This window comes from Desulfofundulus thermocisternus DSM 10259, assembly GCF_000686645.1.
In the GTDB taxonomy this organism is placed as follows: Bacteria; Bacillota; Desulfotomaculia; order Desulfotomaculales; family Desulfovirgulaceae; genus Desulfofundulus; species Desulfofundulus australicus.
In genome coordinates this window covers 1-26,863 of sequence record NZ_JMLG01000029.1, presented here as the reverse complement: position 1 = coordinate 26,863, position 26,863 = coordinate 1, and the positions used below count along the sequence as shown (strand labels likewise).

General features: G+C 43.9%; 31 protein-coding genes, 1 tRNA gene and 1 pseudogene. 28 read left to right on the top strand and 5 right to left on the bottom strand.

The window, feature by feature from the left end; genetic code table 11:
• From BR83_RS0112960 to BR83_RS0112945, 4 genes are all read left to right on the top strand, one after another.
• On the top strand, positions 1 to 286 hold a 286-nt coding region (locus tag BR83_RS0112960), incomplete at its 5' end, for a transposase domain-containing protein (protein WP_027357434.1).
• Between the two features lie 123 nt (positions 287 to 409).
• Complete coding sequence (locus BR83_RS15990) at positions 410 to 862, top strand: 4Fe-4S dicluster domain-containing protein (RefSeq protein ID WP_084327255.1); 453 nt, start codon at positions 410 to 412, stop codon at positions 860 to 862.
• Between the two features lie 15 nt (positions 863 to 877).
• Positions 878 to 1,933: a 4Fe-4S dicluster domain-containing protein gene (locus BR83_RS0112950; protein WP_027357433.1), complete on the top strand. Its 1,056-nt coding sequence runs from the start codon at positions 878 to 880 to the stop codon at positions 1,931 to 1,933.
• Complete coding sequence (locus tag BR83_RS0112945; protein ID WP_027357432.1) at positions 1,911 to 2,762, top strand: FAD/NAD(P)-binding protein; 852 nt, start codon at positions 1,911 to 1,913, stop codon at positions 2,760 to 2,762. The genes BR83_RS0112950 and BR83_RS0112945 overlap by 23 nt, the downstream gene beginning before the upstream one ends.
• Positions 2,763 to 2,972: 210 nt before the next feature.
• Here BR83_RS0112945 and BR83_RS0112940 read toward each other — a convergent pair whose 3' ends face one another.
• A complete protein-coding gene (locus BR83_RS0112940) occupies positions 2,973 to 3,368 on the bottom strand; it encodes a TIGR04086 family membrane protein (RefSeq protein ID WP_051618239.1) in 396 nt (131 codons plus the stop codon).
• Positions 3,369 to 3,450: 82 nt separating this feature from the next.
• Here BR83_RS0112940 and BR83_RS17660 point away from each other — a divergent pair, with 82 nt between their 5' ends.
• Complete coding sequence (locus BR83_RS17660) at positions 3,451 to 3,741, top strand: radical SAM protein (protein ID WP_242839675.1); 291 nt, start codon at positions 3,451 to 3,453, stop codon at positions 3,739 to 3,741.
• Positions 3,731 to 4,045 carry a hypothetical protein gene (locus BR83_RS17835; protein ID WP_322786318.1) on the top strand — a complete coding sequence of 105 codons (315 nt, stop codon included), beginning with the start codon at positions 3,731 to 3,733 and terminating at the stop codon, positions 4,043 to 4,045. The genes BR83_RS17660 and BR83_RS17835 overlap by 11 nt, the downstream gene beginning before the upstream one ends.
• Before the next feature lie 13 nt (positions 4,046 to 4,058).
• On the opposite strand, the gene BR83_RS17425 is transcribed toward BR83_RS17835, so the two are convergent.
• Positions 4,059 to 4,268, bottom strand: a complete 210-nt coding sequence (locus BR83_RS17425; RefSeq protein WP_034635475.1) for a hypothetical protein — start codon at positions 4,266 to 4,268, stop codon at positions 4,059 to 4,061.
• A 159-nt stretch (positions 4,269 to 4,427) separates the two neighbouring features.
• Between BR83_RS17425 and BR83_RS0112925 the strand changes: the two genes are divergently transcribed.
• The 9 genes from BR83_RS0112925 to surE all read left to right on the top strand — a co-directional run bounded on the left by BR83_RS0112925 (position 4,428) and on the right by surE (position 10,034).
• Positions 4,428 to 4,640 carry a heavy-metal-associated domain-containing protein gene (locus BR83_RS0112925; RefSeq protein ID WP_027357430.1) on the top strand — a complete coding sequence of 71 codons (213 nt, stop codon included), beginning with the start codon at positions 4,428 to 4,430 and terminating at the stop codon, positions 4,638 to 4,640.
• 279 nt (positions 4,641 to 4,919) lie between these two features.
• Positions 4,920 to 5,924 carry a tetratricopeptide repeat protein gene (locus BR83_RS0112920; RefSeq protein ID WP_157833022.1) on the top strand — a complete coding sequence of 335 codons (1,005 nt, stop codon included), beginning with the start codon at positions 4,920 to 4,922 and terminating at the stop codon, positions 5,922 to 5,924.
• A 207-nt stretch (positions 5,925 to 6,131) separates the two neighbouring features.
• A complete protein-coding gene (gene queD, locus BR83_RS0112915) occupies positions 6,132 to 6,515 on the top strand; it encodes a 6-carboxytetrahydropterin synthase QueD (protein ID WP_027357428.1) in 384 nt (127 codons plus the stop codon).
• On the top strand, positions 6,512 to 7,162 hold the full coding sequence (queC, locus tag BR83_RS0112910) for a 7-cyano-7-deazaguanine synthase QueC (RefSeq protein ID WP_027357427.1): 651 nt from the start codon (positions 6,512 to 6,514) through the stop codon (positions 7,160 to 7,162). The genes queD and queC overlap by 4 nt, the downstream gene beginning before the upstream one ends.
• A 4-nt stretch (positions 7,163 to 7,166) precedes the next feature.
• The gene (locus tag BR83_RS0112905) at positions 7,167 to 7,727 is read left to right on the top strand and encodes a DUF366 family protein (protein ID WP_027357426.1); all 561 of its coding nucleotides are present in this window, start codon (positions 7,167 to 7,169) and stop codon (positions 7,725 to 7,727) included.
• Between the two features lies 1 nt (position 7,728).
• Positions 7,729 to 8,469, top strand: coding sequence for a 7-carboxy-7-deazaguanine synthase QueE (locus tag BR83_RS0112900; RefSeq protein WP_027357425.1), 741 nt, complete (start codon positions 7,729 to 7,731; stop codon positions 8,467 to 8,469).
• Positions 8,470 to 8,488: 19 nt separating this feature from the next.
• Positions 8,489 to 9,049, top strand: coding sequence for a GTP cyclohydrolase I FolE (gene folE, locus BR83_RS0112895; protein ID WP_027357424.1), 561 nt, complete (start codon positions 8,489 to 8,491; stop codon positions 9,047 to 9,049).
• A gap of 29 nt (positions 9,050 to 9,078) precedes the next feature.
• Complete coding sequence (locus tag BR83_RS16795) at positions 9,079 to 9,255, top strand: YpmA family protein (protein ID WP_073166693.1); 177 nt, start codon at positions 9,079 to 9,081, stop codon at positions 9,253 to 9,255.
• An 11-nt stretch (positions 9,256 to 9,266) separates the two neighbouring features.
• Complete coding sequence (gene surE, locus BR83_RS0112885) at positions 9,267 to 10,034, top strand: 5'/3'-nucleotidase SurE (protein WP_027357423.1); 768 nt, start codon at positions 9,267 to 9,269, stop codon at positions 10,032 to 10,034.
• A 1-nt stretch (position 10,035) separates the two neighbouring features.
• Here the strand turns inward: surE and spoVB are convergent, their stop codons facing one another.
• The gene (gene spoVB, locus BR83_RS0112880; RefSeq protein ID WP_027357422.1) at positions 10,036 to 11,586 is read right to left on the bottom strand and encodes a stage V sporulation protein B; all 1,551 of its coding nucleotides are present in this window, start codon (positions 11,584 to 11,586) and stop codon (positions 10,036 to 10,038) included.
• 295 nt (positions 11,587 to 11,881) lie between these two features.
• Between spoVB and fusA the strand changes: the two genes are divergently transcribed.
• The gene (fusA, locus tag BR83_RS0112870; protein ID WP_027357421.1) at positions 11,882 to 13,900 is read left to right on the top strand and encodes an elongation factor G; all 2,019 of its coding nucleotides are present in this window, start codon (positions 11,882 to 11,884) and stop codon (positions 13,898 to 13,900) included.
• Positions 13,901 to 13,992: 92 nt separating this feature from the next.
• On the opposite strand, the gene BR83_RS0112865 is transcribed toward fusA, so the two are convergent.
• A tRNA-Trp gene (locus tag BR83_RS0112865) sits at positions 13,993 to 14,068 on the bottom strand.
• A gap of 294 nt (positions 14,069 to 14,362) precedes the next feature.
• Here BR83_RS0112865 and BR83_RS0112860 point away from each other — a divergent pair.
• The 5 genes from BR83_RS0112860 to BR83_RS0112840 all read left to right on the top strand — a co-directional run bounded on the left by BR83_RS0112860 (position 14,363) and on the right by BR83_RS0112840 (position 19,560).
• Positions 14,363 to 15,391 carry a hypothetical protein gene (locus BR83_RS0112860; RefSeq protein WP_027357420.1) on the top strand — a complete coding sequence of 343 codons (1,029 nt, stop codon included), beginning with the start codon at positions 14,363 to 14,365 and terminating at the stop codon, positions 15,389 to 15,391.
• Positions 15,392 to 15,550: 159 nt separating this feature from the next.
• Positions 15,551 to 15,703, top strand: a complete 153-nt coding sequence (locus tag BR83_RS17340) for a hypothetical protein (RefSeq protein WP_169736941.1) — start codon at positions 15,551 to 15,553, stop codon at positions 15,701 to 15,703.
• A 77-nt stretch (positions 15,704 to 15,780) separates the two neighbouring features.
• The gene (locus tag BR83_RS0112850) at positions 15,781 to 18,522 is read left to right on the top strand and encodes a UPF0182 family membrane protein (RefSeq protein WP_027357418.1); all 2,742 of its coding nucleotides are present in this window, start codon (positions 15,781 to 15,783) and stop codon (positions 18,520 to 18,522) included.
• A gap of 45 nt (positions 18,523 to 18,567) precedes the next feature.
• Positions 18,568 to 18,723: a hypothetical protein gene (locus BR83_RS17335; RefSeq protein WP_165611052.1), complete on the top strand. Its 156-nt coding sequence runs from the start codon at positions 18,568 to 18,570 to the stop codon at positions 18,721 to 18,723.
• 60 nt (positions 18,724 to 18,783) lie between these two features.
• The gene (locus BR83_RS0112840; RefSeq protein WP_027357417.1) at positions 18,784 to 19,560 is read left to right on the top strand and encodes an alpha/beta fold hydrolase; all 777 of its coding nucleotides are present in this window, start codon (positions 18,784 to 18,786) and stop codon (positions 19,558 to 19,560) included.
• Between the two features lie 145 nt (positions 19,561 to 19,705).
• Here the strand turns inward: BR83_RS0112840 and BR83_RS0112835 are convergent, their stop codons facing one another.
• Entirely contained in the window at positions 19,706 to 20,938 is a 1,233-nt protein-coding gene (locus tag BR83_RS0112835; protein ID WP_027357416.1) for an IS110 family RNA-guided transposase, read from the bottom strand.
• A gap of 751 nt (positions 20,939 to 21,689) precedes the next feature.
• Here BR83_RS0112835 and BR83_RS0112830 point away from each other — a divergent pair.
• The 7 genes and pseudogenes from BR83_RS0112830 to BR83_RS17420 all read left to right on the top strand — a co-directional run.
• The gene (locus BR83_RS0112830; RefSeq protein ID WP_027357415.1) at positions 21,690 to 22,790 is read left to right on the top strand and encodes a 6-phosphofructokinase; all 1,101 of its coding nucleotides are present in this window, start codon (positions 21,690 to 21,692) and stop codon (positions 22,788 to 22,790) included.
• A 41-nt stretch (positions 22,791 to 22,831) separates the two neighbouring features.
• On the top strand, positions 22,832 to 23,302 hold the full coding sequence (locus BR83_RS0112825) for an HAD family hydrolase (RefSeq protein WP_027357414.1): 471 nt from the start codon (positions 22,832 to 22,834) through the stop codon (positions 23,300 to 23,302).
• Between the two features lie 14 nt (positions 23,303 to 23,316).
• Positions 23,317 to 23,604 carry a late competence development ComFB family protein gene (locus tag BR83_RS0112820; RefSeq protein ID WP_027357413.1) on the top strand — a complete coding sequence of 96 codons (288 nt, stop codon included), beginning with the start codon at positions 23,317 to 23,319 and terminating at the stop codon, positions 23,602 to 23,604.
• A gap of 17 nt (positions 23,605 to 23,621) precedes the next feature.
• Positions 23,622 to 24,497 carry a radical SAM protein gene (locus BR83_RS0112815; RefSeq protein ID WP_027357412.1) on the top strand — a complete coding sequence of 292 codons (876 nt, stop codon included), beginning with the start codon at positions 23,622 to 23,624 and terminating at the stop codon, positions 24,495 to 24,497.
• A 115-nt stretch (positions 24,498 to 24,612) separates the two neighbouring features.
• The gene (locus tag BR83_RS0112810) at positions 24,613 to 25,104 is read left to right on the top strand and encodes a hypothetical protein (protein ID WP_027357411.1); all 492 of its coding nucleotides are present in this window, start codon (positions 24,613 to 24,615) and stop codon (positions 25,102 to 25,104) included.
• 49 nt (positions 25,105 to 25,153) lie between these two features.
• Positions 25,154 to 26,320, top strand: a complete 1,167-nt coding sequence (locus BR83_RS0112805) for a glycosyltransferase family 4 protein (protein WP_027357410.1) — start codon at positions 25,154 to 25,156, stop codon at positions 26,318 to 26,320.
• 332 nt (positions 26,321 to 26,652) lie between these two features.
• Positions 26,653 to 26,863, top strand: a pseudogene (locus BR83_RS17420) (IS1634 family transposase); the annotation flags it as partial.

Here is a 26,863-nt window from a genome sequence, read left to right as displayed (position 1 = left end):
GGATGGGCGCCTGGAACTGGATAACAACCGGAGTGAGCGGTCGATCAAACCCTTTGTCATTGGCCGCAAGAACTGGTTGTTTGCCAATACTCCGCGGGGTGCACGGGCCAGCGCTATTACTTACAGCATCATAGAAACGGCAAAGGAGAATGGGTTGAATCCTTTCCAGTACCTCAGCTATCTTTTTGAAAAACTTCCCAACCTGAACCCTAAAGACAGTAACGCCCTGGATCAGTTACTCCCCTGGTCCGATTCGCTGCCCCCTGTCTGCAGGGCTAATAAATAAGCCAGATTATGTCCCCACCTGATTGCAAGGTGGGGTTTATTTTACGCTTACTTTTCCCGGAACGAATCTTTACTTGAAAAGTGCCGGAGTTGCGAACATCACACCCCGGTTATTGCAGATTTCATGCTGGGGGAGGAAATTCCTCCGGCTAACCGGGTGGATCCCTTTGAAAAAGTCAAAAAACTGGAAGATTTGCCAGTAAAAGATAGAAGTGATTATTGGGATAAACAGTTTCAACGATGCCTGCGTTGTTATGCCTGTCGCAACGTCTGCCCGGCTTGTACTTGCCGTGAATGTGTATTTGACCAGGCAGAACCGTGCTGGATAGCCAAAGCCAATAACCTTTCGGAAAACACTGCTTTTCACCTTATCCGGGCTTTTCACGTAGCTGGACGATGTGTGGACTGTGGTGAGTGCGACCGGGTATGTCCAGTAAATATACCCCTTACGCTTCTAAACCGGAAGATCCTGAAGGACATCAAAGATCTGTTCAACGTCCCCACTCCGGGTACAAATTTAAATGAACTACCACCTCTGGGCTCATTTACCAATTCCGATCCCGATGAATTTATGTAGAGGGGGACAACTGCGATGAATGCTTATATCATTACCAGGGATAATTTAAGAACCTGGATCGATGCCCTGATCAGGGATTATACTTTAGTAGCTCCTGTTAGAGAGGAAGAAAAGGTTTCCTTATTTAAACCAGTAGGGAGCTTTACCGAAATAGATTTGAATTATACCAACAGCACGATTTCCCCCAAAGGCTGGCTTTTCCCCCAAACGGAAGAAATGTTTTTCTTTTTCACCAGCGACAACCAGGTTAACCTGGAGGATGCTTGTAAACCCGGAACAACCATCCTCTTTGGGCTTCGTCCCTGTGATGTAAAGGGAATCATAGCCCTTGATCCGGTTTTTAATGGCACCTATCAGGACTGCTACTATCAGATGCGCCGCCAGAACACCATTTTAGTATGTTTATGTTGCACCCGGGTAGAACGCCACTGTTTCTGTAATTCCATGGGTGGAGGACCCACCAACGGGGAAGGGGCCGATCTGTTACTAACAGAAATGGAGAACGGCTACGGCATTGAAGTATTGACCTCCCGCGGTGAAGAACTGGTCAACAAATACCACCAACTCTTTGCTGTCGACGGAGATAACCGTGTAAGTAAAACCCGCGATGAAATGGGTAAAAAATTGGCCAGCCAGTTTTCTCGAAAGGTAGATATCTCCGGCATAAAAGAATTTCTGGATCAGCATTTTGAACTACCTTACTGGAATGAACTTGCTCAGCGTTGTTTGGGCTGTGGTATTTGCACTTTTATCTGTCCCACCTGTCACTGCTTTGATATTTTCGATCAAAGCCCGGACGGGGAATCGGGAGTAAGATCACGTTGCTGGGATTCCTGCATGTTCAGCCATTTTACACGGATGGCGGGTGGACATAACCCCCGACCCACAAAAAAGGAACGCATACGCAATCGCTTTTTACACAAGCTGAAATATCACCGTGACCGCTATAATCTGGATGGATGCGTCGGTTGTGGTCGATGTATAAACAAGTGCCCGGTTAATATTGATATACGCCAGATCATTGCTGACCTGCAGGAGGTGGCCCGGTATGACCAATTGCCGCTCTCATAATCCTTTAAAACCTTTTCCAGCCACCATTATAAAGGTTATCGATGAAACTCCGGATGTAAAAACATTTCAAATGGTCTTTGATAATCCAGAGGTAATGGAAAATTTTAAGCAAAAACCCGGACAGGTGGCTCAAATTTCAGTATTTGGGGTGGGAGAAGCCACTATATCCATTACTTCCTCGCCTACCAGAAAAGGCCTTTTAGAATTTAGCGTAAAAAAGGTGGGAATGTTGACCAGTGCCTTACACCGCCTGGAACCGGGTTGCAAAGTGGGCATTCGCGGTCCCTATGGTAATCATTTTCCATACGAAAAAATGAAGGGTAAAGACCTTCTGTTTATAGGTGGCGGTATAGGCCTGGCTCCTTTAAGAGCGTTAATTGACTTTGTGCTGGCCGAGGAAAACAGGAAAGACTACGGAAATATAGAGATTATTTATGGTGCCCGATCTGTAGACGATCTTTGTTTCAAATACGATATCCTGGAACGCTGGCCTCAAATGCCGGGTACTAAAGTCTATACCACTATTGACCGGGCTGAGCAGGGGTGGGAGGGACACGTAGGGTTTGTACCGGCATACCTTGAGGAAATTAATCCTACTCCGAAAAACAAGTATGCCATTACCTGCGGACCGCCAATTATGATTAAATTTGTACTGCAGGCCCTTGAAAAGATGGGTTTCTCTGACGATCAGGTCATTACCACCCTGGAAATGAAGATGAAGTGCGGCATAGGTAAATGTGGTCGATGCAACATCGGTAGCAAGTACGTATGCCTTGATGGCCCGGTGTTCTACCTGAGCCAGTTAAAGCAATTGCCTCCGGAGTTTTAGCTTCCCTGCTAATATTATTAATCACAGGCAAACTAAAAATGGGGTAGCCACCCTCCGGGAAAAGAAAAAGACACCGTTTATAGTAAGGCCGGTGTCTTTTTTATCAGGTATATCTGCAGGACTCTTTTTTTAAGTACGGGGTAATATTACTTGAAAGCTTTACTGGACCAGTAAGAGGGTTTACAATAATACCGGAGAACTATACAATGATTAATCCTGATCGCTGAAACCCACCCCCAGTATCCCCCCCAGGGCACCGGCTACTATAGCCAAAATCAATTTCTGGATTAATGATACGGGTAATATTGGGGAGGGGAACAGAATACTGGCCAAGAGCCAGGAGATAATGAAAAATAAGAGGGCCACTCCCAGGCCGTGAAACAAACCACGATTTCCGGCCCGGCTGGCGGCAGAACAAGCACCTATCAGAATACTCAGAAAAAATAAACCTGCAGCAAACCACGGTAAACTGCTCTCAGGGAGCCTGGTAAAATAATATCCCGTGCCTATTAATGCACTGCCCAGAAAGGATACCGCCAGTCCCAACAGAGTGCCCCGGAAGACTTCCCCAATGTTAAAGGAGCCAGAAGTTTCATTATTAATCAAGTTAATCACCTCCTTTACTTTTATTTTCATCTATAATTCTTTATTTAGGATAATATGACTAATTTGGTTCAGGAGTGGAAAAATGGCAGATCAAATTGTGGCCTATTCACTGGGACAAAACTTATACCTTAATATTACTAACCGATGCACAAATAATTGTCTTTTTTGTATACGACATACCCCCCGGGGCATCGGTTATAATCTCTGGCTTAAATATGAACCATCTCCGGAAGAAGTACTTGCTGCAATTAAAGAACCTGCCAGTTACCAGGAAATAGTGTTCTGCGGTTACGGCGAACCGTTATTACGTCTTGATACAGTTAAAAAAATAGCCAGCCATTTAAAAAAAAAAAGATGCCAAAATAAGAATTAACACAAACGGACAGGCCGGACTCATCTATCAAAAAAATATTGTTTCAGATTTAAAGGATCTGGTAGATATTATCTGTATTAGCTTGAACGCGCACTCAGCCAGCAGTTATCTTAAAATATGCCGGCCAGTATACGGAGAGAAAGCTTACCAGGCCGTACTAGATTTTGCCCGCTCCTGTGTTGGGCAAATTCCCAGAGTAATTCTCTCCGTTGTAGATTGGCCAGGGGTGGATGTGGAAAAGTGCCGGGAGATTGCACGAAAGCTTGGAGCAGAATTTCGCCTGCGAAAATTCTCTGGAAACTAGAAGCACGCACCCTTTATACTTCCGGGCTTCCATTGTTTTTTGGATTCTTGCCTGCATTGACCTTCCCGGGAGAATTTTTACGAGAGAAAGGAGTGGGATCATCTACAAAGTCGTGTTCCCACTGACCATCAAGGTTAATCATGGTGGCAGATCCCGTAGCTTCAGGAATAAATGCATCTCCTCTAGCAAAGGGCTGTTTTTGTCTTTCTTTTTCTTTATCCATCTCTTTTTCACCTCAATTTAAACCGGTGTAGTTTTCTAACCAGCTTTTATCTTCACCCGCTGAAATTGTTTTTATGCGCAGGGGAAACCAACCCGTATACTATAAAGGAATATAATAAAGATGGGTGGCCGCACCCTAACTTTCAGGAGGTGCAATACTTTGGCGGTACAAAAAACAATTCTTACGGTTGAAGGAATGTCCTGCAACCATTGTAAAGCGGCAGTGAAAAAAGCTTTAAAAAAAATTGAAGGTGTGGAGGAAGTAAATGTTGATCTGGTTGGGAAAAAAGTCTCAGTTATTCATACTCCGGAAATAACTACGGAAAAGCTTGCTGAGGCAATAGAAAAAGCAGGCTACCGCGTCAATTCCTAGTTTTTTAATCGTGGAGGGAAATTAATATTCCCTCCTTTTGTATTATGTCGTAAGAAGTGAGTTTTTGATGGAATAAAATTACATTTACTTGGCAGGAAATTTCAGGTTAATCGAGAAATTGAAATTAACTAAAAACGTTAAAAAGGAGCGATACAGATGTGGAACCCGCTACTTGCTCTAAAACGCCAGAACACTATGGCTGTTTTATGGCATGTAGGGGCCCGCATCCTGGAAGCCCTGGGAGCCGAGGAACAGGCCCTTCGTTTTATAGACCGGGCTATGCAACTTCACCCCGGACAAACAATGTTCCATCTCCATGCAACCAGGTTATGCCTGAAACGGGGCCGACTGGATCGGGCAATCTTACACTGGAAAAGAGTAGCTGGCGAACAGGGTAAAACCAGCCTCCTTTACTGGCTTAATCGTTCGAACCAGCTGGCTAAAACTTCGCGATTATTTTCTCAATACAGTTTTTATAACTATCATAAAATTTCTAAAACTGGCATTGAGGAAAAAAGAACATCCCCTAAAAAACTGTGGGGTCAAATTGAAAATATGTTTCTAAAAAGAAATGATATACCATCGCTGTATGAAGTTGGTGTTCAGTTGCTGGAAATGGGAAAAGCTGAACAAGCCCTAACCGTTCTCCGGCAAGTTCAACTCTCTCAAGGGGCAAGTCCCGAACTATATCTGAACATGGGACTGGCAGCCAGCAAACTTGGCCGTCACGAGGAAGCTGTAGAATATTATCAGCGAGCACAAGCAGGAGGTCTGAACAGTGTAGAAGTAATGAATAATAAGGGATACAGCCTGTCCCATTTGGGGCGATATGAGGAAGCCATTGCCTGCTATGAACTGGCTAAAAAAATGTGTCCCGGTGACGCAGCAATCCTGTCAAACCTTGCTTCCTGTTATCACAGGTCAAGGTTATATCAAAAAGCTATCTCTTGTTACGGGAATGCCCTTCGTTGCGGGTTAAATGATGCTACTACCTTAAATAACTACGCCCTTTGCCTGGATGAAATAGGAAGGGAAGATGAAGCCATTCAGTTATACGACCGCGCCCTGGCCGATGACCCTGAAAATCCTGTAATTCTCCTCAATAAGGCTGCATGTCTGGTTAAATTAAAACGTTATAATGAGGCCATAATTATATGTAAACAAATTCTTGCCAACCGGCCCGGTTGCCCGGAAACATGGGGTATGCTGGGTAATGTTCTGAATGAGATGGGGCAGGCAGCGGAAGCTGTAGAATGCTATAACCGGGCTCTGGGTCTGATATAAAAAAGACGGGCAGATAAGTTTAAACATCCATGTTTATAGGCGGTCATTCGTGATGAAATGGCCGCTTTTCTTATAATATCGGCCTGGAAACACGGAAACACCTTTGAGCACCATCATTAAAGATAATAGAAGGACGATCGGGAAAAGTGGCGAAATAGTTAAAATCCAGGTGGCTGTGTTATACTACTCGTTGGAGGAATTCATGATATGTACCGTTTAACAATAATCGAACGTTTTGCTGCTGCCCACCGCCTATTTAATTATCAGGGTAAATGCGCCCGCCTGCACGGACACACATGGACTGTTGAAGTGTCAATAGAAGGAAAAAAATTAAATTCCTGCGGAATGCTTATTGATTTCGGAGAGCTAAAAAAAATGACCAGCACGGTTATAGAAGAGCTTGATCATAGCTACTTAAATGACTTGCACCCATTTAACAAGCTTGATAATAACCCAACTGCGGAAAACCTGGCCAAATATATTTATCACCAGCTAAAAACTTTACTACCTTCTAATTTGACCATAGCTGAAGTACGGGTTTGGGAATCCCCCGATGCCTGCGCCAGTTACCGGGAGGATACAGGACTATGAAAAGTGTAGTTTTGCTATCCGGTGGCCTTGATTCTACCGTTTCCATGGCCCAGGCTTTAATCGAAGGAGAGGTACAACTTTGCTTGACTATAGATTACGGCCAGCGGGCGGCAGCAAAGGAAATAGCTGCTGCCCAAGCCCTGGCTGCCCATTATAACCTGGCTCACCGGGTTATAAACCTACCCTTCCTGGCTGATGTTACTACCACTTCTCTGGTCAATACGAAAGAAATCATACCGGAACCCGAAGGAGAGCTGGATAACCCTCAGCAGGCCAGAACCAGGGCAAAAGCAGTATGGGTGCCCAATCGCAATGGCCTGTTCATAAATATTGCTGCCTGCTTTGCGGAAGCCCTGGGATGTGAGCAGGTGGTAACCGGTTTTAACCGGGAAGAAGCAGCTGCATTTCCCGATAACAGCATTGATTTCATCGAAGCAATTAACCTTTCTCTATCATATTCCACAGCTAACAAGATACGTGTAGTTAGCTATACCGCCAGGTTAAATAAGTCAGAAATAGTACGCCTGGGGCAACGTCTTAAAATTCCGTGGCACTTGCTCTGGAGTTGCTACTACGGTGGTGAAACCATGTGTGGCCGCTGTGAAAGCTGCCGGCGATTTATGAGGGCTATGTCCGCTGCGAGGTGAAATTATGCATTTTTATTTTGCTCCTCAAATTCTACAGTACGATGGTACCCAGCTTGCCTCTCTTTGGGCTTATAGATCCTTTGGTCTTTTAGGTGATAGTATAGTAGCTTTCCGGGGGCCCTGCTGCATTCATTTTGAGCATATGGTAGATTTAGAAGATGTCCGCAACCAGCAACCCATTTATGGAAATGATATGTTACATTTTATTGTTGAACATTTTGATCATGATTTAGAAAAAACGATCCTGCGCCAGCGCCTGTTCATAACTGTGGTTAAAGAAGTTCTAGAAGAAAAAGGATATAAATTGGTACGATCAGGCGATGATTTATACTATCAAAAGCGTAAACTTTCGATTTCCATTGCTACTGCCACACCAGTATCCACTATAATTCATACAGCTTTAAATATATCTGCGGAAAACACACCGGTACCAGCAGTGGGACTAATAGAACTGGGCTGGCCGGCTGAAGAAGTTGCCAAGCTTGCTGAGAAAATTGGCTTATCCTACATAAAAGAGATGGAAGGTATACAGCGCGCCAGATGTAAAGTCAAGGGGGTGCGATAAGGTGTCCCCCCTGGCTGCCCCGATTATAGAGATATTTTCCTCAATTCAGGGTGAAGGTATTTTTGTAGGATGCCGGCAAATTTTTTTGCGCTTTGCCGGTTGTAATTTGACCTGTAGCTATTGTGACACACCCCGTGATGTACCTGAACAATGCCGCTGGGAAAAGCGGCCGGGCACCAGGAAATTTTTTTCCTCACCAAATCCTATGACTGCCCAGCATGTCGCCCTGATCCTGAGGGAACTTGAACCGGCTGCTCATCATTCTATCAGTTTGACAGGGGGGGAACCTTTACTTCATACACCTTTTTTAATAGAGCTTATTCCTCTAATTAAGGGAACCCGGCAGGGCATTTACCTGGAAACTAATGGCACTTTGCCAGAATACTTAAAACCATTACTTCCCTTCATTGACATTATTGCTATGGATATTAAGCTACCCGGGACAGCTAAGGTAAAACCCCTGTGGGATGAGCACAGGGAATTTCTAGAACTGGCCCGCACTAAAAATACATTTGTAAAAATAATAGTGGATGAAAACAGTAAAATGGAAGAAATAGAAAAGGCTCTGGATTTAATCTGCGATGTCGGGGATTTTCCCGTAGTATTTCAGCCCGTAACAACACCTGACGCGGAGATAAAATTAAGCGCAGAAAAAATTATCACCTGGCAATCCCTGGCCATGAAAAGATTAACCGATGTCAGGGTTGTCCCACAGACACATAAATTTCTGGGTTACTTATAATTTTAGGAGGGAGAGGCAAGTGATTGATACCGAAAAAATTGAAAAAGCAGTACGTATGATTTTAGAAGCCATTGGTGAAGACCCTGACCGGGAAGGGCTCAGGGAAACGCCAGCCCGGGTGGCCAGAATGTATAAAGAAATCTTTTGTGGACTTTGGGAGGATCCGGAAATACACCTGGAAAAAATTTTTACTGAAGAGCATGAAGAAATGATTCTGGTTAAGGATATACCTATATATTCGATGTGCGAACATCACCTTTTACCGTTTTTTGGAAAAGCCCATGTTGCTTATATACCCAGGAAAGGTAAGGTTACAGGACTTTCCAAGCTGGCACGGGTAGTAGAAGGGTTTGCCAAACGTCCTCAATTACAGGAGCGCTTAACTACCCAGATCGCCGATAGTATTATGCGCCGGTTGAATCCCCAGGGTGTACTGGTAATAATCGAGGCAGAACATATGTGCATGACTTTACGGGGTATTCGTAAACCTGGTTCGAAAACCATTACTTCAGCAGTACGCGGCTCCTTTCAAAGAAGTGAAGCCACTAGAGCAGAAGCACTTGCCCTTATCAAGGGTTAGCTAACCAGTACCCGAGGAGGTAAAAAATTATGAAAGAAAAAGAAGGCAAGCTTGAATTAATAGCTACTAAAAGCTTTACACCCTATCCTGAAATGTATAAGGTAATAGATTTTCTAAATAAAAATCTTAAGCATAAAAAATTAATGTTCGGTTTAACCAAAGATGCGGAAAAAGACAAGATGATTATTTCAATTTACGAAATCTAATGGAGGGTACCATGATTGTTTTGCTCAGCAATGATGATGGGATATTTGCTCCCGGCTTAAAAGCGCTGGCCAAGAGCCTGCAGGAAACCGGTGAGCTTTATATTGTGGCCCCGGACAGGGAACGCAGTGCCACCGGTCACGGTATCACTGTTCATCGCCCCCTGCTTTTGGAAAATGTTAATATACCAGGCATTAAAGCCAAAGCCTGGGCTGTACAGGGAACACCGGCCGATTGCGTTAAGCTGGCCCTGGAAGATCTTCTACCGGAGCCCCCCGCAATGGTAGTTGCCGGTATTAATCAGGGACCTAATTTAGGAACTGACGTCCTTTATTCAGGAACGGTGTCCGCAGCTATAGAAGGAACTATTAATGGGTTTCCCTCCCTGGCCGTTTCTCTTACCAGCTATAGCAAACATGATTTTTCCACGGCAGCAACAATAACAAGAAAAATAGTTAATCTTATCTTAAAAACAGGACTACCCGAAGGGACATTATTAAATATCAATATACCAGCTGAAAAACCTCGCGGTATACGTATAACCCGCCTGGGAAGCCGGAGGTATGTCAATATATTTCATAAGCGTACTGATCCCCGGGGTCGCATTTATTACTGGATGGCAGGAGAACCGTTAGATCTCGAAAACAACAGTGATGATACGGATATAAGAGCTATAAAACAAAACTTCATTTCCATTACACCCATTCAGCTCGATCTGACCGATTATCGTTCTATTGATGTAATCCGTGAGCAATTAAGCGCAATAACTATTGAATGCTAATTTAACTACGCCATCCCAGAAAAGAAGTCAGGCGGCGCAAATCATGGCCGTGTATTCCACCGGATAGAAGCAGTAAAAATAAATAAGTTACCCCACCCAGGAACAACACAACCAGCAGGTCGAAAAAGGACAGCTCTCCAAAATTCATGATAAACTGGCGCACGTAACTCATAACTCCCGCCATACCTGCAGTAGCTACCAGCGGTTTGCCCAGGCAATAACCAAAATCCAATCTTAAGCCGATGATATTTTTTAGATCCCGGTAATTTAGTAATGCCATAATCATATAGGCCACACAAAAGGAAAGAGCAGTACCCCTTATTCCCAGGGTGGAGGTAAGGTAGTATATTCCGGCTACTTTAAAAACAGAGGCAATGAGCAGGTTACGTAATGGCCTTTCTGCCCGCCCCAACCCCTGCAAGATGCCGGTAGTGGTTTGCTGCAGGTAAAGAAACGGCCCGCCTAGAGCCAGAACGCCCAGAGCCATACCGGCGTCAGCATAACCGAAAATAATCCGGCACAGCTCCCTGGGTAGAAGGAGAAAAATTGCCGTTGCAGGCAAACCGGCCAACATGGTCAGACGCAAAGCCTCTTCTGTACGAACACGTACCAGGGGAAGGTCATTCTTGGCCAGGGCATCACTAACAGCCGGAACGAGAGCTGTGGCCAGGGAAATAGTAACAATACTGGGGGTAAACAGCAGGGATTCTGCAATACCCACAAACTGGCCGTAAACACCTGTTGCTTCATTTAAATCCATTCCTGCTATCTGAAGCCGACGGGGAATTAACATGGCATCTATAGTCAAAAAGGCCGTAGAAACAAAACGGGTTAGAGTTACGGGTATAGCCAGATTGAAAATCTGGCCCGTAACCGTAAGCACCGGTACAGGACAATATGCTGACAAAGGGGGAAGGTAAGGCCTTTTCTTAGAATAAATGGCCAGCATGAACATGAAACCAACAAATTCACCCAGTACAACCCCCAGGGATATGCCCATAGCTGCATACTCAATTCCCCTGGGGAGCATTAACCACGCTATCCCCAGCCCGGCAATCACCCGAACCATTTGCTCCGCTACCTGTGATATAGCTGTAGGTGTCATCTGCTGGAGCCCCTGAAAAAAACCGCGAAATGCAGAGCATAGGGATACGATAATAATCCCGGGAATTAAACTGAGAAAACAATAGTATACTTTAGGGTTGGGGAAAATGTAGTTTTGCAAAAAAGGTAGGCCCAAAATAAGTATAAGGGTAAAAAACAAACTGCAGGCAACAATCCACCAGAAAGCAACAGAAAAGACCCGGTAGGCACCCCACAGGTTTCCCCGAGCAACCTCTTCAGCTATTAACTTAGCAATAGCCACAGGAATTCCTGCAGTAGCCAGAACCAGTATCAAGACGTAAATGGGGTAGATCATGTTAAAGAGGCCGACTCCTTCAGGACGGATCAGCCGGATCATTAGAATTTGATAAATGAATCCAATTATACGGTTGCACAGGCTGGCCAGCAATAGGACAAAGGCACCATAAATAAATGAATGCCGGGACATGTACTCCACCTCTTGCTATATGTATGATTGAATTCAGGTACCTATGTGGCCAACCATGTCAGTCTCGCCGGATAATATGTCGAAAAAATTTTCTTCTTCCCAAAGGATTTTAGGAACATAGCGTAGAATAAGAGGAGCTTAGGCAGCTTATCAAGCAAAGAAAAGTTTTATCATGGGCACCCCAGTAGGGGCTGTTTTTGTTGTTCAATCCAGATATGCCCAGTTCTGGCTGTGCTATAGTATATATTGCTAACCTGGGGGAAACCATTATTTACAAAAAGGAGGTAACGGGATTTTGAAAAATTACCAGACTTCTCAAATCCGCAACATTGGCGTGGTGGCCCATGGCGGCGCCGGAAAGACCTCTTTAGTAGAGGCAATGCTCTTTAATACCGGAGCGATTTCTCGACTGGGGCGGGTAGAAGATGGAACCACTACCTCTGATTATCACCCCGAAGAGATTAACCGGCAGGTAACCATTCATACCAGCCTTGTACCTTGCGAATGGCAGAATCATAAATTAAACCTCCTGGATACCCCTGGATATTCTGATTTTATAGGGGAAGTTTATGGTGTATTACGGGTGGTGGAAACTGCACTTTTTGTGGTCTCCGCCGTTGACGGAGTGCAGGTGCAAACTGAGGTTATCTGGGACCTACTTAAGGATAATCAATCCCGGCTGATTTTTATAAACAAGATGGATAGGGAAAACGCTAACTTTTTTAAAGTTCTTGATGATTTACAGGCTAAATTTAACGCCAACTTTGCTCCCGTACAATTGCCCATTGGTCAGGCCAACAATTTTACGGGAATTGTTGATCTGATCGAGCAAAAGGCATACTCTTTTGAAAATGGAAAAACTAAAGAAATAGATGTTCCCTCAGAACTTGCTTCGGAAATTTCTTCCTACCGTGAAAAGTTAATAGAAGCAGCAGTGGAAGCTGATGACGAGTTAATGATGAAATATCTGGAAGGGGAAGAATTAAGCGGGGAAGAAATAAAACAGGGGCTGCAAAAGGGAGTCAGTACAGGTAAAGTAGTACCCATTTTATGCGGTTCGGCCACGAAAAACATGGGTATTACCAGCCTGATGGATTTCCTGGTAGTAAACTGTCCCGCCCCCCCTGTACATGAAGGAGCTCCCTTCTCCGGCCTGGTCTTTAAAACTCTGGCTGACCCTTACGTGGGTAAAATGAACTTTATCCGCGTTTTTAGCGGAACATTAAAAAGTGATACTGTAGTGTTAAACAGCACCAGGGAAAAAACGGAAAAGATTGGGCAAATACTCTATGTGCGGGGCAAAAACTCCATTCCTACCACCGAGGTTCCCACGGGAGATATTGCCGTGCTGGTTAAACTGCAGGACACCAGTACCGGTGATACGCTGTGTGACAAGGATCACCCCGTTAAACTGGAAAGAATTAACTTCCCCGAACCAACCCTGACAGTCGCCATCCAGCCCAAGAGTAAGGGAGACGAAGATAAACTGGGGGATGCTCTGTCCAAGTTGCTGGAAGAGGACCCCACAGTCCGGGTGGAGAAAAATACGGAAACAAAGCAAACCCTGCTTACGGGTATGGGAGAACTGCACCTGGATATCCTTCTCGAAAGGTTGAAGCGCAAATATGGCGTGGATGTTAGCATGGATTCACCAAAGGTACCCTATCGGGAAACCATCCGTGCCGAAGTAAAGGTGGAAGGCAAACATAAAAAGCAAACTGGCGGTCGTGGACAATATGGCCACGTCTGGCTGCGCCTGGAACCCCTGGCTGATGCACCATTTGAATTTACCGAGGAGATTTTTGGTGGAGCAGTCCCCAAACAATATATCCCGGCGGTAGAAAAGGGCGTACGTGAAGCCATGCAGGAAGGTGTTCTTGCCGGCTATCCGGTTACCGGTGTAAAAGTTGTACTTTACGATGGTTCATTCCACCCGGTGGATTCTTCAGAACTGGCTTTCAAAATTGCCGCCTCTATGGCCTTTAAGAAAGGTCAGCAACAAGCCAAGCCGGTACTACTTGAACCAATCATGGAAGTGGAAGTTACTGTTCCTGAAAGCTTTATGGGTGATATCATAAGCGACTTTAATACCAAGCGAGGGCGTATCCTGGGAATGGAAGCAGCAGGTAAAAACTCCCGCGTCAGGGCTCTGGTACCCCTGGCAGAAATGTACCGTTACGCAATCGACCTCAAGTCCATGACCCAGGGAAGGGGTTCCTTCCGCATGAGTTTCTATAGTTACGAAGAAGTTCCCGCCCGCCTGGCAGAAGAAATCATTAAAAAAGCTAAGGAAGCTGCGGAAGCAGAAAAATAGGCAGGATAAATACTCCTGCCTATTTATTTACAAACGCCCATGATGGGCACACAAAAAAGAAGCCTCAACTCCTTGAGGCTTCTGCGTTTCTTTGGCAGGGGAGACAGGACTCGAACCCGCAACCTACGGTTTTGGAGACCGCCGCTCTACCAATTGAGCTACTCCCCTAGAGAAGAAATATCATAGCGCAGTGTTATTATAAAATATTTTCTTTATAACGTCAAGAACTGTTTTCACGTAACGTGGCTGACGCTAGATTATAACGTTTACAATTAATGAAGCTTTTAAACACAGGGAGATATGGGGGATGAATCAAAAAAACGCTAAGTGACAAATTTGGTGTCTATTGTTAAAATAAAGAAAAATAAATTCGAAGGGAGGGAAATACCCCTGGGCGATTGATTATCCCGGATAATACAAATAAAATTCTGCAAACCGGGCATGAAGCGCAGGGATTTCGTTATGGGTATTGAGTTCAAGAAAATAGTAAATGAAACAGAATTCCATAGTCCTTTTCAGGATTTTGCTTTAAGCAGCTTCCGTAGTGAAATAAGGTTTGATCCCCTAACTGGCCACAGAACACGCATTTTCCCTTTTCGCAATCGCAAATTACCCCGCCATGACTGGACACCATTCGTAGAGGAATCACGGCAAAGATTCTGTCCTTTTTGCCCCGAAAACCTTGAAAAAGCCACACCACGCTTTCCAGAGTATATAGTTGCGGGAGGCCGCGTTAAATACGGCCAGGCAGTGGTGGTGCCTAACCTTTCTCCATATGAAATTTACTCAGGAGTAACTGTAATGGGTCCGGAACATTATCTTTCCATGACGTCTCTTACACCCAATATAATAGCAGACAGTTTCCAGGCATCATTAAATTTTCTCCAACTGGTAGAAGCATATGACGCAGAAAGAGCCAGGTATGGCTCTGTTAACTGGAATTATATGCCCTACGCCGGCGGTTCCATAATTCATCCCCACCTACAGGTTTTATGCGGGCCAACACCTTGCCGTTACGATACAGAATTAATTAATTGTGGCAAATTATACCTGGAGCAAAACGGCAGTAACTTCTGGGCGGACTTACTGGACTATGAAATAAAAATGGGGGAACGTTACCTGGGGCGAGTTGGTAATATCCACTGGATAGCCACGTTTGCCCCGCGGGCCCTGTGTGATGTTACAGCCATTTTACCTCATAAAACAACCTTTGCTGAACTGGAGTACCGGGATTTACACGACCTGGCGGAAGGTTTACATAAAATTATCCTCTATTACCAAGAAAACAACATTGCCAGTTTTAACGTAGCTCTCTATGCTGCCCGAAAAGAGGATCAGGGCTTCTGGATTACCGCCCGGATCGTTGGTCGTTATACCATCTATCCTTTGGTAGGAAGCGACTACAGTCACCTACAAGTACTTCATGATGAGCCCTGGACATTACATGTACCCGAAGATATGGCTAGAGAATTAAAAAAATATTTTTCTTAAAAAATTTGGGGCCTGCTGAATAAACGGCAGGCTCAATGTATTATCCGATTGTCCAACATCAAGAGAAGGAAAAATCCCACAGGATGGCGAATAAACATACATAAAATAACCGTGGGGGGAGAGGAAAGAGTGGGAACACGGTGCATAATATGCGGTCGCATGATTGAAGTGGAAGAATTTAACCCTGATGCTTACGACGATTATGAGGATGAGGATCTTAAACCTAAAAAATCTGTTATGATCTGTCAGTTGTGTGAAGCAAAACTACGCCACGAAGCCGATGAGGCACAAAAGAACCCCAAACCTATGTAGTAACTAGATTTTCATTAACTTTTAAAGTAATCATATCCCAGATGCGTTAGTATAGTCTATTGGGGAGGTTTATTTATTTGAAATTAATATCAAAAATCCCCAGAACAGTAATTCTCCTTGCTTCAGTAATTGTTCCATTTCTGATATATGGAGGAGCAAATTTTTATACTGATTGGCTATGGTTTAAGTCCTTAGATTTTGAAGAAGTCTTTTTAACTATTCTATTTTCGAAGCTATTAACAGGATTGTTGTCAGGTTTAATAATTTTTCTCGTTGTTTTCATCAACTTATTATTTACCCGCGGCCCTTTAATTAAAGCAGCTGAAACCAGAACAATTAATGACGGTGACATTGTTACTCTTTATCATCCTCCCTGGAGTAAGTTTATACATTCAAAAAAATTAATTGCTTTTCTAGCCATACTGAGTCTTATACCGGCGCTTTTAACTGCTTTAGCCGTAACTGACAACTGGAATTTAGTGCAACAATTTCTCCACAAAACAACTTTTAAGGTAAAAGATCCCCTTTTTTATCGTGATGCAGGATTCTATATCTTCGAGCTACCCTTTTATCATTTTATCTATCATCTATTATTAGGTGCCTCCGTTCTTAGCCTGTTAATTGTAAGTGGTATTTATATCCTTATAGGCAGTACTTATCCAGGTGGATGGAAAAGTATTTTCAGGTTTAACCATATTAAGTGCCACCTGTCGATCCTGGCAGCAATTTTTTTCCTTTTCCGGGCTGCAGGATACTATCTCGCACAGTATATGTTACTGTTTTCTGAAAGGGGTGCAGTTTTTGGCCCAGGCTACACCGATGTCCACGCCAATCTGCCGGCATATAAAATTCTATTCGTCCTGGCCCTCGCCTGTTCGGTTATTATATTGTTAAATATATTTCTTTCGCGCTTCCGGTTTGTTCTTTACACAATTGGTTTTTTAATCGCCGGATCCGTAGTGCTAGGTGTTATTTACCCCGCTGTGGTACAAAAATTTATAGTTGTTCCTAACGAAATGGAGCGGGAAAAACCTTATATTGAAAATGCAATTAAATTTACCCGGATGGCTTATAATCTTGATAATATAGAAAGAAAATCATTTCCTGCCGGCAAAATGTTAAGTGCGCAAGACCTGGTAAATAACCAGGAAGTTATTAATAATATCCGGCTCTGGGATTACCGTCCTTTGCAGCAAACCTATAGTCAACTACAGGAAATGCGTCTTTATTACCAGTTGAAAAATATAGACATTGATCGTTATGTTATCGATGGGAGTTACCGCCAGGTAATGGTGGCGGCTAGAGAATTAAATCAAAGTCAGCTGCCCCCCCAGGCTCAAACCTGGGTAAACCTGCATTTAAAATATACCCATGGATATGGAATTGTTATGAGCCCGGTCAATGAAGTAACAAGGGAGGGTTTACCAAGTTTTACCATTAAAGATATACCTCCCTCAACCCATACAAACTTAAAAGTTGAACGTCCGGAAATTTATTTTGGTGAGCTTACAGATAACTATGTAATAGTCAATACTAAAAATCCGGAATTTGACTACCCCAAAGGAGATGAAAATGCCTGGTGTTTTTACCAGGGGAATAAGGGGGTAAAGGTTAATTCTTTATTCCGTCGTTTACTGTTTGCTATATCTTTTGGGGATTACCGTATTCTTCTTTCTGGGGACATAACGCAGGATAGCCAGATTCTTTATTACCGCAATATTTATGAGCGTGTACCCAGGTTAGCACCTTTTCTAACTTATGATGGAGACCCCTATATAGTCCTGGCCAACGGCAAGCTCTACTGGATGTGGGATGCCTATACAACAACCAGCATGTTCCCTTATGCTGAACCCTACAACCACCGGCTGAACTACATCCGCAACTCAGTGAAGGTGGTGGTTGATGCTTATGATGGTAGCGTAAGCTTTTATCTTGCCGATGAAAATGATCCCATTATTCAAACATATAGCAAAATATTCCCGGATGTTTTTCAGCCTCTTGAGGAAATGCCCGAGGCTCTTAAGACCCATATCCGTTATCCCGAAGACCTTTTTATGATTCAAGCGCAAAAATATGCTCTTTATCACATGGAGGACTATCGCATTTTTTACAATAAAGAGGATAAATGGGACAGGCCAACGGAAATAGTTGAAGATAAAGAAGAGCCCATGGAAGCCTATTACATTATCACCAGGTTACCCGGTGAAAAACAACCAGAATATATACAACTGCTGCCCTTTATTCCACAAAATAAAAAGAATATGATAGCCTGGCTGGCCGGTAGATCAGATGGGGTAAATTATGGCCGGTTGCTGGTGTATGAGTTTCCAAAGCAGGAACTGGTATATGGTCCCATGCAAATCGAAGCGCGCATTAACCAGGACACCACGATCTCACAGCAATTATCTCTCTGGGACCAGCGAGGATCGAGAGTCTTCCGGGGTAACCTGCTGGTAATACCGGTTAAGGATTCTCTGTTATATGTAGAACCTATATACCTGCAGGCAGAACAAAGTAAGATGCCCGAACTACGGAGGGTTATAGTTGTTCATGGTGATCAGGTAGTGATGGAGCCAACTTTAGGAGAAGCTTTAAGACGTATCTTTGGAGTCGAAGAAGAAATAGAGCACTCTGTAACAGAACAACGGGTTGACAATATTAACAATAAAGCAGGGTTAGTTGAACTGGCCCGTGAAGCCAGCAGGCTCTATGATCAAGCGATGGAGAAACTAAAAAACGGAGACTGGGCCGGCTTTGGTAATTCATTACAACAGTTAAAACAGGTTTTAAACGAATTAACCTTACGAGCCAGTGAATAATGTTTACCGCGTATTATTTGCGGGATAAAAAAGGAGGGAGAAATAGTGTTTTTTGAACAGTGGTGGCAGGGAATTGTGTTCGGATTTTTTACCACAGTGGCTCTGCTGGTGATTGCCTCTGCTTTTACAAGTATGTGGAAGAAGTATGAGGATAGGGAAGAAAAACCAACCCACAGCTGTGATGCCCATGGTCATCACTAAAATCATAATTTACCTTCTACCGGTATAAAAACCGGTAATTTTTTCATGGAGGTAATTATAATGCCCTTTATAACTATTGATTCCCTTAATTATTATTACTCAGCTGAAATGCCTAAAGATAAGGAACCAAAACAAACCATCCTTTTTGTCCACGGTGCAGGGGGAAGTCACCGCCACTGGCTTTACCAGCTTAACGGTCTAAAAGAAAATTACATGGTTCTGGCCGTGGATTTGCCCGGTCACGGTCAGTCACAAGGAGAAGCGTACGATAATATCACGGCATACCGCCAGTTTATCAATGCTTTTACGGAAAAGCTTATCGGCCACCGGTTTATTCTTGCCGGGCATTCGATGGGGGGAGCTATCACCCTGGATTTTGCCCGCTCATATCCAGAAAAACTTGCCGGAATGATTTTGATTGGAACCGGTGCCCGTTTGCGGGTACTCCCTGCTATACTGGAAACTCTTCAGCAGGGGAAATATTACACGGATTTAATCCAACTGGCCTATAGTAAAGATGCACCTGCCTCACTCCTGGAAGCTGCACGCAGGGAAATGGAATCTGTTCCTCCCAAGGTATACCTGGCTGATTTTACTGCCTGTAATGGTTTTGATTTGATGGATATGCTGCCGTTAATTAAAGTCCCGTCCCTGGTAATATCTGCCGATCAGGATATGCTGACACCGGTTAAGTATGGTGAATTTTTGCAACGGAATTTACCCCTGGCCCGGCTGGAAATTATCCAGGGTGCAGGCCATATGATGATGCTGGAAAAGCCAGGAGAAATTAACGCTGCAATAAACAGGTTTATAGAAAATATCTTGCACGTGGTATAAGCGCAGCGGTAAAAAGTCAAGTACTTTTTGAAGGGAAATTGGAAAAAATTTTTGGGGTTAAGTCGTAAAAAGGCAACAACAAACCAGGCCCAGAAGCTGACAATATCTGGGCATTATCTGCAGTGCTCACACTTAAAGGAGGCGATCAATCACCCCTTTTCCTGGGCGTATAAAGCTGGTTTGAGCGCAGCAAAGCAAAAACCAGCCGGACCAGTTTTCTGGCGGTAAGGACGAGTGCTCTTTTATGTTTATGCGTACGGGCTTCATTGTACTTGGCCTGGTAGAATTCACGGTATTCCTGATCATGCACCCTAACCAGGTTAGCTGCCTCCACCAGGTAATAGCGCAAGTACTTGTTGCCGGAGCGAACCCGCGGGGTATCCTGGGCCTTCCACTGGCCGGATTGGTGTTCGTTCCATACCAGGCCGGCGTATTTAGCCAGAGCTTTCTGGTTTTTAAACCGGCTGATGTCGCCGATCTCGGCCAGAATGCCAGCCGCATAAACCGGGCCAACACCTTTGATGGAAGTTAAAGTCTGAGGGAAGGCCTCCAGATGCTGGGCAATCAGCTTATCCAGCCTTTTCAACTCTGACTGCAGGGCCCGGATGACGCTGATACTGGTAGCCAGGCAGGCGTTAACAGGGTCAGCCAGGGACTTGCTCAGGCGATAGGAAGAGCGTGCCGCTTTCTGCAGGGCTTTAGCCACCCCTTCAGCATCCACCAGGCGGTTTTTGCTCTTCTCCTGTAGAAAAGAAACCAGTTCCTCTAAAGGCATGGCAGCAATCTCGTCCGGGGAATAGAATTCCTCTACCACTGCCATGGCCGTAGCGCCGAAGGGATCGGAAAAGATCTTCTCCTGGCGCAGGGAACTGAATTTCAGGAAAAGATTGTTCAAGAAATACGTCTTTTCCCGGGCAATCGTCTGGGCTAAGTGAAACCTGGTGCGGGTCAACCGTTGGAGGGCAAGGAAACGTTCGTCCATAAAAACCTCCTCCGGGAGGCGACCGAAGCGCAATTTATCAGCAATAACCCAGGCATCGATATCATCATTTTTCGGCAGGTCATTGTAAGATTTCTTGAAGTTATTGACCGTCCTGGGATTTAAAACATGGATTTGCGGTGAAAACGGGGCCAGTTTCTCCGAGTTTTGGCAAAAAGCGGTCAGGTGGTAACCGTAATTAGAAGTAGCCTCCAGGCCCAGCACTACCTGTTGCATAGAATACTGGGCTGCGAGCTCAACGAGGTTATCCACCAGGACACTTGCTCCGTCCACCGTATTGGGCACACTAAATTTCCGTACAGTATCGCCGTTGGCGTCCAGGCAACGAACACTGTTACCCTTAAGGCTCACGTCGATACCGACAAAAAGTTTGCTCAACGGGGTTCACCTCCCTTTTCAAAAAAATCAAGCCGGGTACAGGACCTGGATGCCCCCGGGGAACCGCCTTACTCACCCTCGTAATCAGTACTCATCCGGCCCTGGGGGTGCATGAATGGGTAGCTGCGGGTCCCATCACCAGGCAGCCGGGGTACATCCAGCGGTTAGAAATGGACGGCGGACCAGGGGTAACACGCTTTACGAAATGGTAGCCCTTCGGGCTCCACTGGAGGTGGAAGAAATATCCCCATACCAGGCTTGTTAGTCCCATTGTCCCGCAAAGGAGGCATCCATGTCCAGACCCAGCTTGGTGTAAAAAGGCAACAGAAAGCCGGCCCGGCCGGGACAACTGCCTGACAGCACGTTCCGGGGCCGGCTGGAACAGGACCACAACCATCACTATCTATTACCCAGAAATATCTCAGCGGACTTTTACCTGTCCATTCGCTTGATAACGATCAGGGATTAGATTGTGTGTACATTTCGAGCGTTTACAAACTGCTTGGGCATCACCACCATATTCGAGGTACTGTTGGCCAACTGCTATCAATACCCATTCCACGATACAGTAATCGCGCAATTTACCGGTACCGGTACTGTACCCGCTGTGGAATCAGACATTGATTTTGTTGGCCTCGGTACCCGTAATATGGGAACCGGTTCCCAACCATCCGGTCAACCCATATTATTCCTAAACTGGAATCTGGGGTTGTCCGGTGGTTCTAATACTATGATACGAGGAGGTTTAAATATGAATACTCCAGTTAAAGTCAAGCGAATTGGATTATTAACCGGAGGAGGCGATGCCCCGGGATTAAATGCCGTTATCAGAGCCGTGGTAAAAGCTGCCATTAGGGAATATGGCCTTTCAGTGGTAGGCTTCTTAAATGGCTTCGGAGGGTTAATAAAAAACCAGGCAAGAGAGCTTACAGAAAAAGATGTTATTGGCATACTGCCACGTGGGGGAACTATTCTTGGCACTACCAACCGCGACAATCCATTTCACTATCCCGTCATCAAAGGAGGGAAAAAGGTTTACGTAGACGTAAGCGATCGTATATTTGAAAATATCAGCATACATGGTGTTGATGCTCTTATTGTCATTGGCGGAGATGGTAGCCTGGCTATTGCCAGAGAGCTTTTTGATAAGGGGCTGCCCGTGGTGGGAGTTCCCAAAACCATTGATAACGACTTGCTGGCAACAGACCAAACCTTTGGTTTTGATACGGCTTTAACAACAGCTACCGAAGCCCTGGATAAATTACATACCACGGCCGAATCTCACCACCGGGTTATGGTTCTGGAAGTAATGGGACGTTATGCTGGCTGGATAGCACTGGCTGCCGGCATTGCCGGTGGTGCTGATGTAATATTAATTCCTGAAATCCCCTATCGCATTGAAAAGGTTATCGATATGATCAACCAAAGGGAAATACAGGGCAAAAAATTCAGTATAATTGTGGTAGCCGAAGGCGCTAAACCAGTAGACGGGGAATTAGTGGTTCAAAAAAGGGTAGAGGACAGCTTCGATCCCATTCGCCTGGGCGGCATAGGCCATGTGGTAGCCCAGCAAGTTGAAGAAGCCACCGGGAAAGAAACAAGGGTTACCATCCTGGGGCACCTGCAGAGAGGAGGATCACCTACAGCTTTTGACCGCATACTGGCCACACGTTACGGAACAGGAGCAGTCCGGCTGGTTATGGAAGGTCGCTTTGGACATATGGTATGTCTAAGGGGAGCAGCAATTGATGCCGTACCTTTAGCGGAAGCTACCGGTCAGGTACGCTCCGTACCCCTGGATAGCGATTTGCTTTTATCGGCAAGGCAACTGGGGATTTGTCTGGGTGATTGACAGTTTTCCTAATATTGAAGGATAGGAGGTAACGTGGAAAATTGCTTACCATAGATATACCGGAACGGGAAACGCTCAAATTAAAATATCTGGTACTGGATTTTAACGGCACACTGGCCAAGGATGGCAATCTACTTTCGGGAGTAGAGGAAAGGTTAAACGCACTTTCCGAAAAACTAGAGATTCATATTCTTACAGCCGATACCTTTGGTACAGGTGAAAAGGCCTGCCGGAACATCAAAGGACATGTACAAGTCTTAAAGCAGGGGAAAGGAGTCAACCAAAAATTAAAATTCATTGAAAGATTAGGTCTTCAAAATACGGTTGCTGTTGGTAATGGAACCAATGATACACTGATGCTAAAAAATGCCGCCCTGGGCATTGCTGTATTGGGACCTGAAGGAGCTTCGGTTCAAGCTCTCCTGGCAGCCGATGTAGTAGTGAAAGATATCTGCGAAGGCCTGGATTTATTGTTGCATCCTGTAAGACTGATTGCAACCCTACGCCTGTGAAAAGGGGGAAGATTATGATCCATAATTATACAGAAGAAGCAGTAAAACGTCTTCTGCCAGAGATACTAAAAGAATATACCAAAAATAATCCGCATACCTGCACCTGCATCTACTGCCAGGAAGATATTATGGCCCTGGCTTTAAATCAATTACCCCCGCATTATGTGGTATCAGATGAAGGCACCATATTGACCAGAGTCAGCTTTGAACAAATAGGCGGTAAGGCACAAATAATTGCTGCTATTACCAGTGCTATCAAGCAAGTTGCAGCCAACCCCAGGCACGATAAATCCAGGCCATGATAAATGGGGGGAGAAAAATGCTGTACGAACCTCCTCTTTTCCGTCCGCCCAGCGAAGCCAGCAGTTTAATTTTGCAGGTCACTCTGGGGTGTTCTCATAATGCCTGTGCTTTTTGTGGTATGTACAAGGGCAAAAAATTTCGTGTACGATCCCAGGCTGAAATCATGGCAGACATAGAGATAGCGTCACGTTTTGGCCAGGGAGTTAAACGTATTTTTCTGGCGGATGGTAATGCTTTAACCATGGAAACACAAAGTCTCTTAAATTTATTAAAGCACCTTTACAATTATTTTCCCGAATTAGAACGGGTGTCCTGTTATGCCGGCCCGCGGGATCTTTTATATAAGGAACTTGATGAATTGAGTGAATTGAGAATGGCAGGTCTGAAATTACTTTATCTGGGAGTTGAAAGCGGTAGCGATGTGATATTAAAAAAAATGCATAAAGGGGTTAATGCTAATGAAATGATTCAAGCCTGCCGGCGCGCCCTGGATGCTGGATTTGAGCTTTCAGTAACTGTAATTACGGGCCTCGGAGGGAAGGAATATTCCCGTAAACACGCCCAGGCTACCGCCAGGGTTATAAATGCCATTAATCCCACTTACCTGGCTGCCCTAACTCTTATCGTTGTACCCGGAACCCCACTTTTTAAAGAAGTACAGGAAGGTAAGTTTACGCTACTAACCCCACAGGAATCTTTACAGGAATTAAAATGGTTAATTGAAAGTTTGGAAATAGATAACTGTCTTTTTCGTTGCAATCACGCCTCCAATTACCTCCCTTTAAGGGGTTATTTAAAAAGAGATAAGGATAAACTTATCTACGTGCTGGATAAGGCCTTAAATGAGCCTGGTAGTATACCATTACGTCCAGATTATATAAGAGGTTTATAAAAAATAAAATAAGAAAAAATTTTCTCCCCCTTTTCCAGATTATAACAGGATATTTTTACCTGTTGGCGTATATAAACTATATCTATATCCACTAAAAAGAAAAGGGGGAGTATTTATGAGATTCTGGCCCATTGTTACTTTAGCCGTAATTTTTTTATTAATCAGAGGGGAAAATCACCTCGCTGTCAGCAACCCAATAAAAATGCAATACGACGATATATATGCAGTTGTAAAAGGGGCAGTGGAAGATAAAACCTGGTGGCAGGCTCGAAATATATATGAAGTTAGAGAGAAACTGGGGAAATATTATGCAGAGCCTATTTTATCCGCTATTAGTAAAAGGGCGTGGAATTTTATATCGCAGCCCACGGACTGGTACGTTCAAACTTTTGTAAGCGCCATTTATATAACATCTATTTCAACGGAAAAGGTAACTCTTAAAATAGACATGGTCAACAAGGATCTTATTAGCGGTCAAATACAAGAGGGAACCGGATATTTTAGTTTACATAAAACCTCATCAGGCTGGCGTATTATATCCGCTGACTATCGCTGGGAAAAAGAATCGAATACCCTTGGAATAAAAAGCCCAATATCATATAATTAAAAGGTAAAATCAGAGATAAATTATTATTATATAGAGGGGTGGAATATTTTTGAGAATCGGTATTTTTACCGATAGTTACCGTCCCTATACCAGTGGAGTGGTACGTTCGATAGATACCTTTACAGCTGAATTAACCAAACTGGGACATGAAATATATATTTTTGCCCCCAATTATCCTAACTGTTCGAAAGAAGAAGGGGTCTTTCGATTTCCATCTTTTCCCGCTCCTACAAACCGGGATTTTACGCTGGCATTACCATTTTCATTTCGTTTAAAACCAACATTAACCCAGTGGAAACCGGATATCATTCATGTTCATTCACCATTTCTTGTAGGACGGGTAGGTGCCCGCTATGCTCGTAAACTCAAAATTCCACTGGTATTTACTTTTCATACTTTATATGATCAATACGTTCATTACGTACCTTTTGCCCGAAGCGTAACCAGGGAATTAACCAGGCGCTTTTGTCGTGATTTTTGCAATAAATGCGATTTAGTAATTACACCAACTTCAATTATTAAAGATCATTTAAGAAACCTTGGGGTATATACAAAAATAAAAGTTATACCTACAGGCATCAACCTGGATGATTTTAATAATGGCGACATCTACTGGTTAAGAAAGAAATATAATATTAAACCAGAGGAAACTATATTACTCTTTGTCGGACGGCTGGGACAAGAAAAGAATATTGTATTTCTGTTATATGCCTTTGCAGAACTTTATATTACTAACCCTAATATTAAACTTGTTATGGTAGGTGGGGGACCAGAATATAACAATTTAAAAAAATTAACACACCAGCTTGGTATAGAAGAACAGGTTATTTTCACCGGCACTTTAAATCGAAAAGAAGTTATTAATTGTTATCTCGGGGCTGATATTTTTGTTTTTGCTTCTAAAACTGAAACTCAAGGATTAGTTTTGGCCGAAGCAAAAGCAGCCGGATTACCTGTAGTTGCCATTAAAGCATATGGGTCAAGCGAAATGATTAAGGATGGTGAAGATGGCTTTTTACTTCCTGAAAGTAAGGAAATTTATGTTGAAAAAATTAAAGAGCTCATTTTAAATAAGGAGCTCAGACAAAAATTATCCCGACGGGCCAAAATTAACGCACAACAACTTTCATCTCATCGCTCAGCATTAAATTTAATCGCTGAGTATCATGCTTTATTAAATGAAAAACATGATCAATTTTTAAGCAAATCAATATAAGCAATTCAATATAAACAATTCAATATATAGACATAAAATATAGACATAAAAAAGTCTGCTTCCTGGAGGGAAAATTGGTGGAAACATGGCTGCCGCTATTGGGTTGCTACCTATTTATTTTTTTTGCCCGGGTATTAGATATGTCCTTAGATGTAATTAGAGTACTGATGTTAATCTCAACTTTGACAGTAAAAGCCGGTTTTAGGCTCCATCAACTCTTGAAAACCCAGTAAAATCAAGGATGTATATTGGGAATATCAAAAAATGTTGTGCCACGTATACCATTTACTGTCTTTGAATATCCAATATTGCCATGTTATAATGATTATGCTATGTTTGTCAGGACTAAAACCTTCGCCAATAAAGATGGCACCAAAAGGACGTACTTACAAATAGTTGAAGGTGTTCGTGAAAACGGTAAAGTACGCCAGAAAGTTGTTGCTAACCTGGGCCGCATTGAAGATGTCCAGTCGGGTAGCCTCGACCGTTTAATTGAAAGCCTGGCTAAATTCTCCAAAAAGAGGTGGGTTCAAGCTGAAGCCG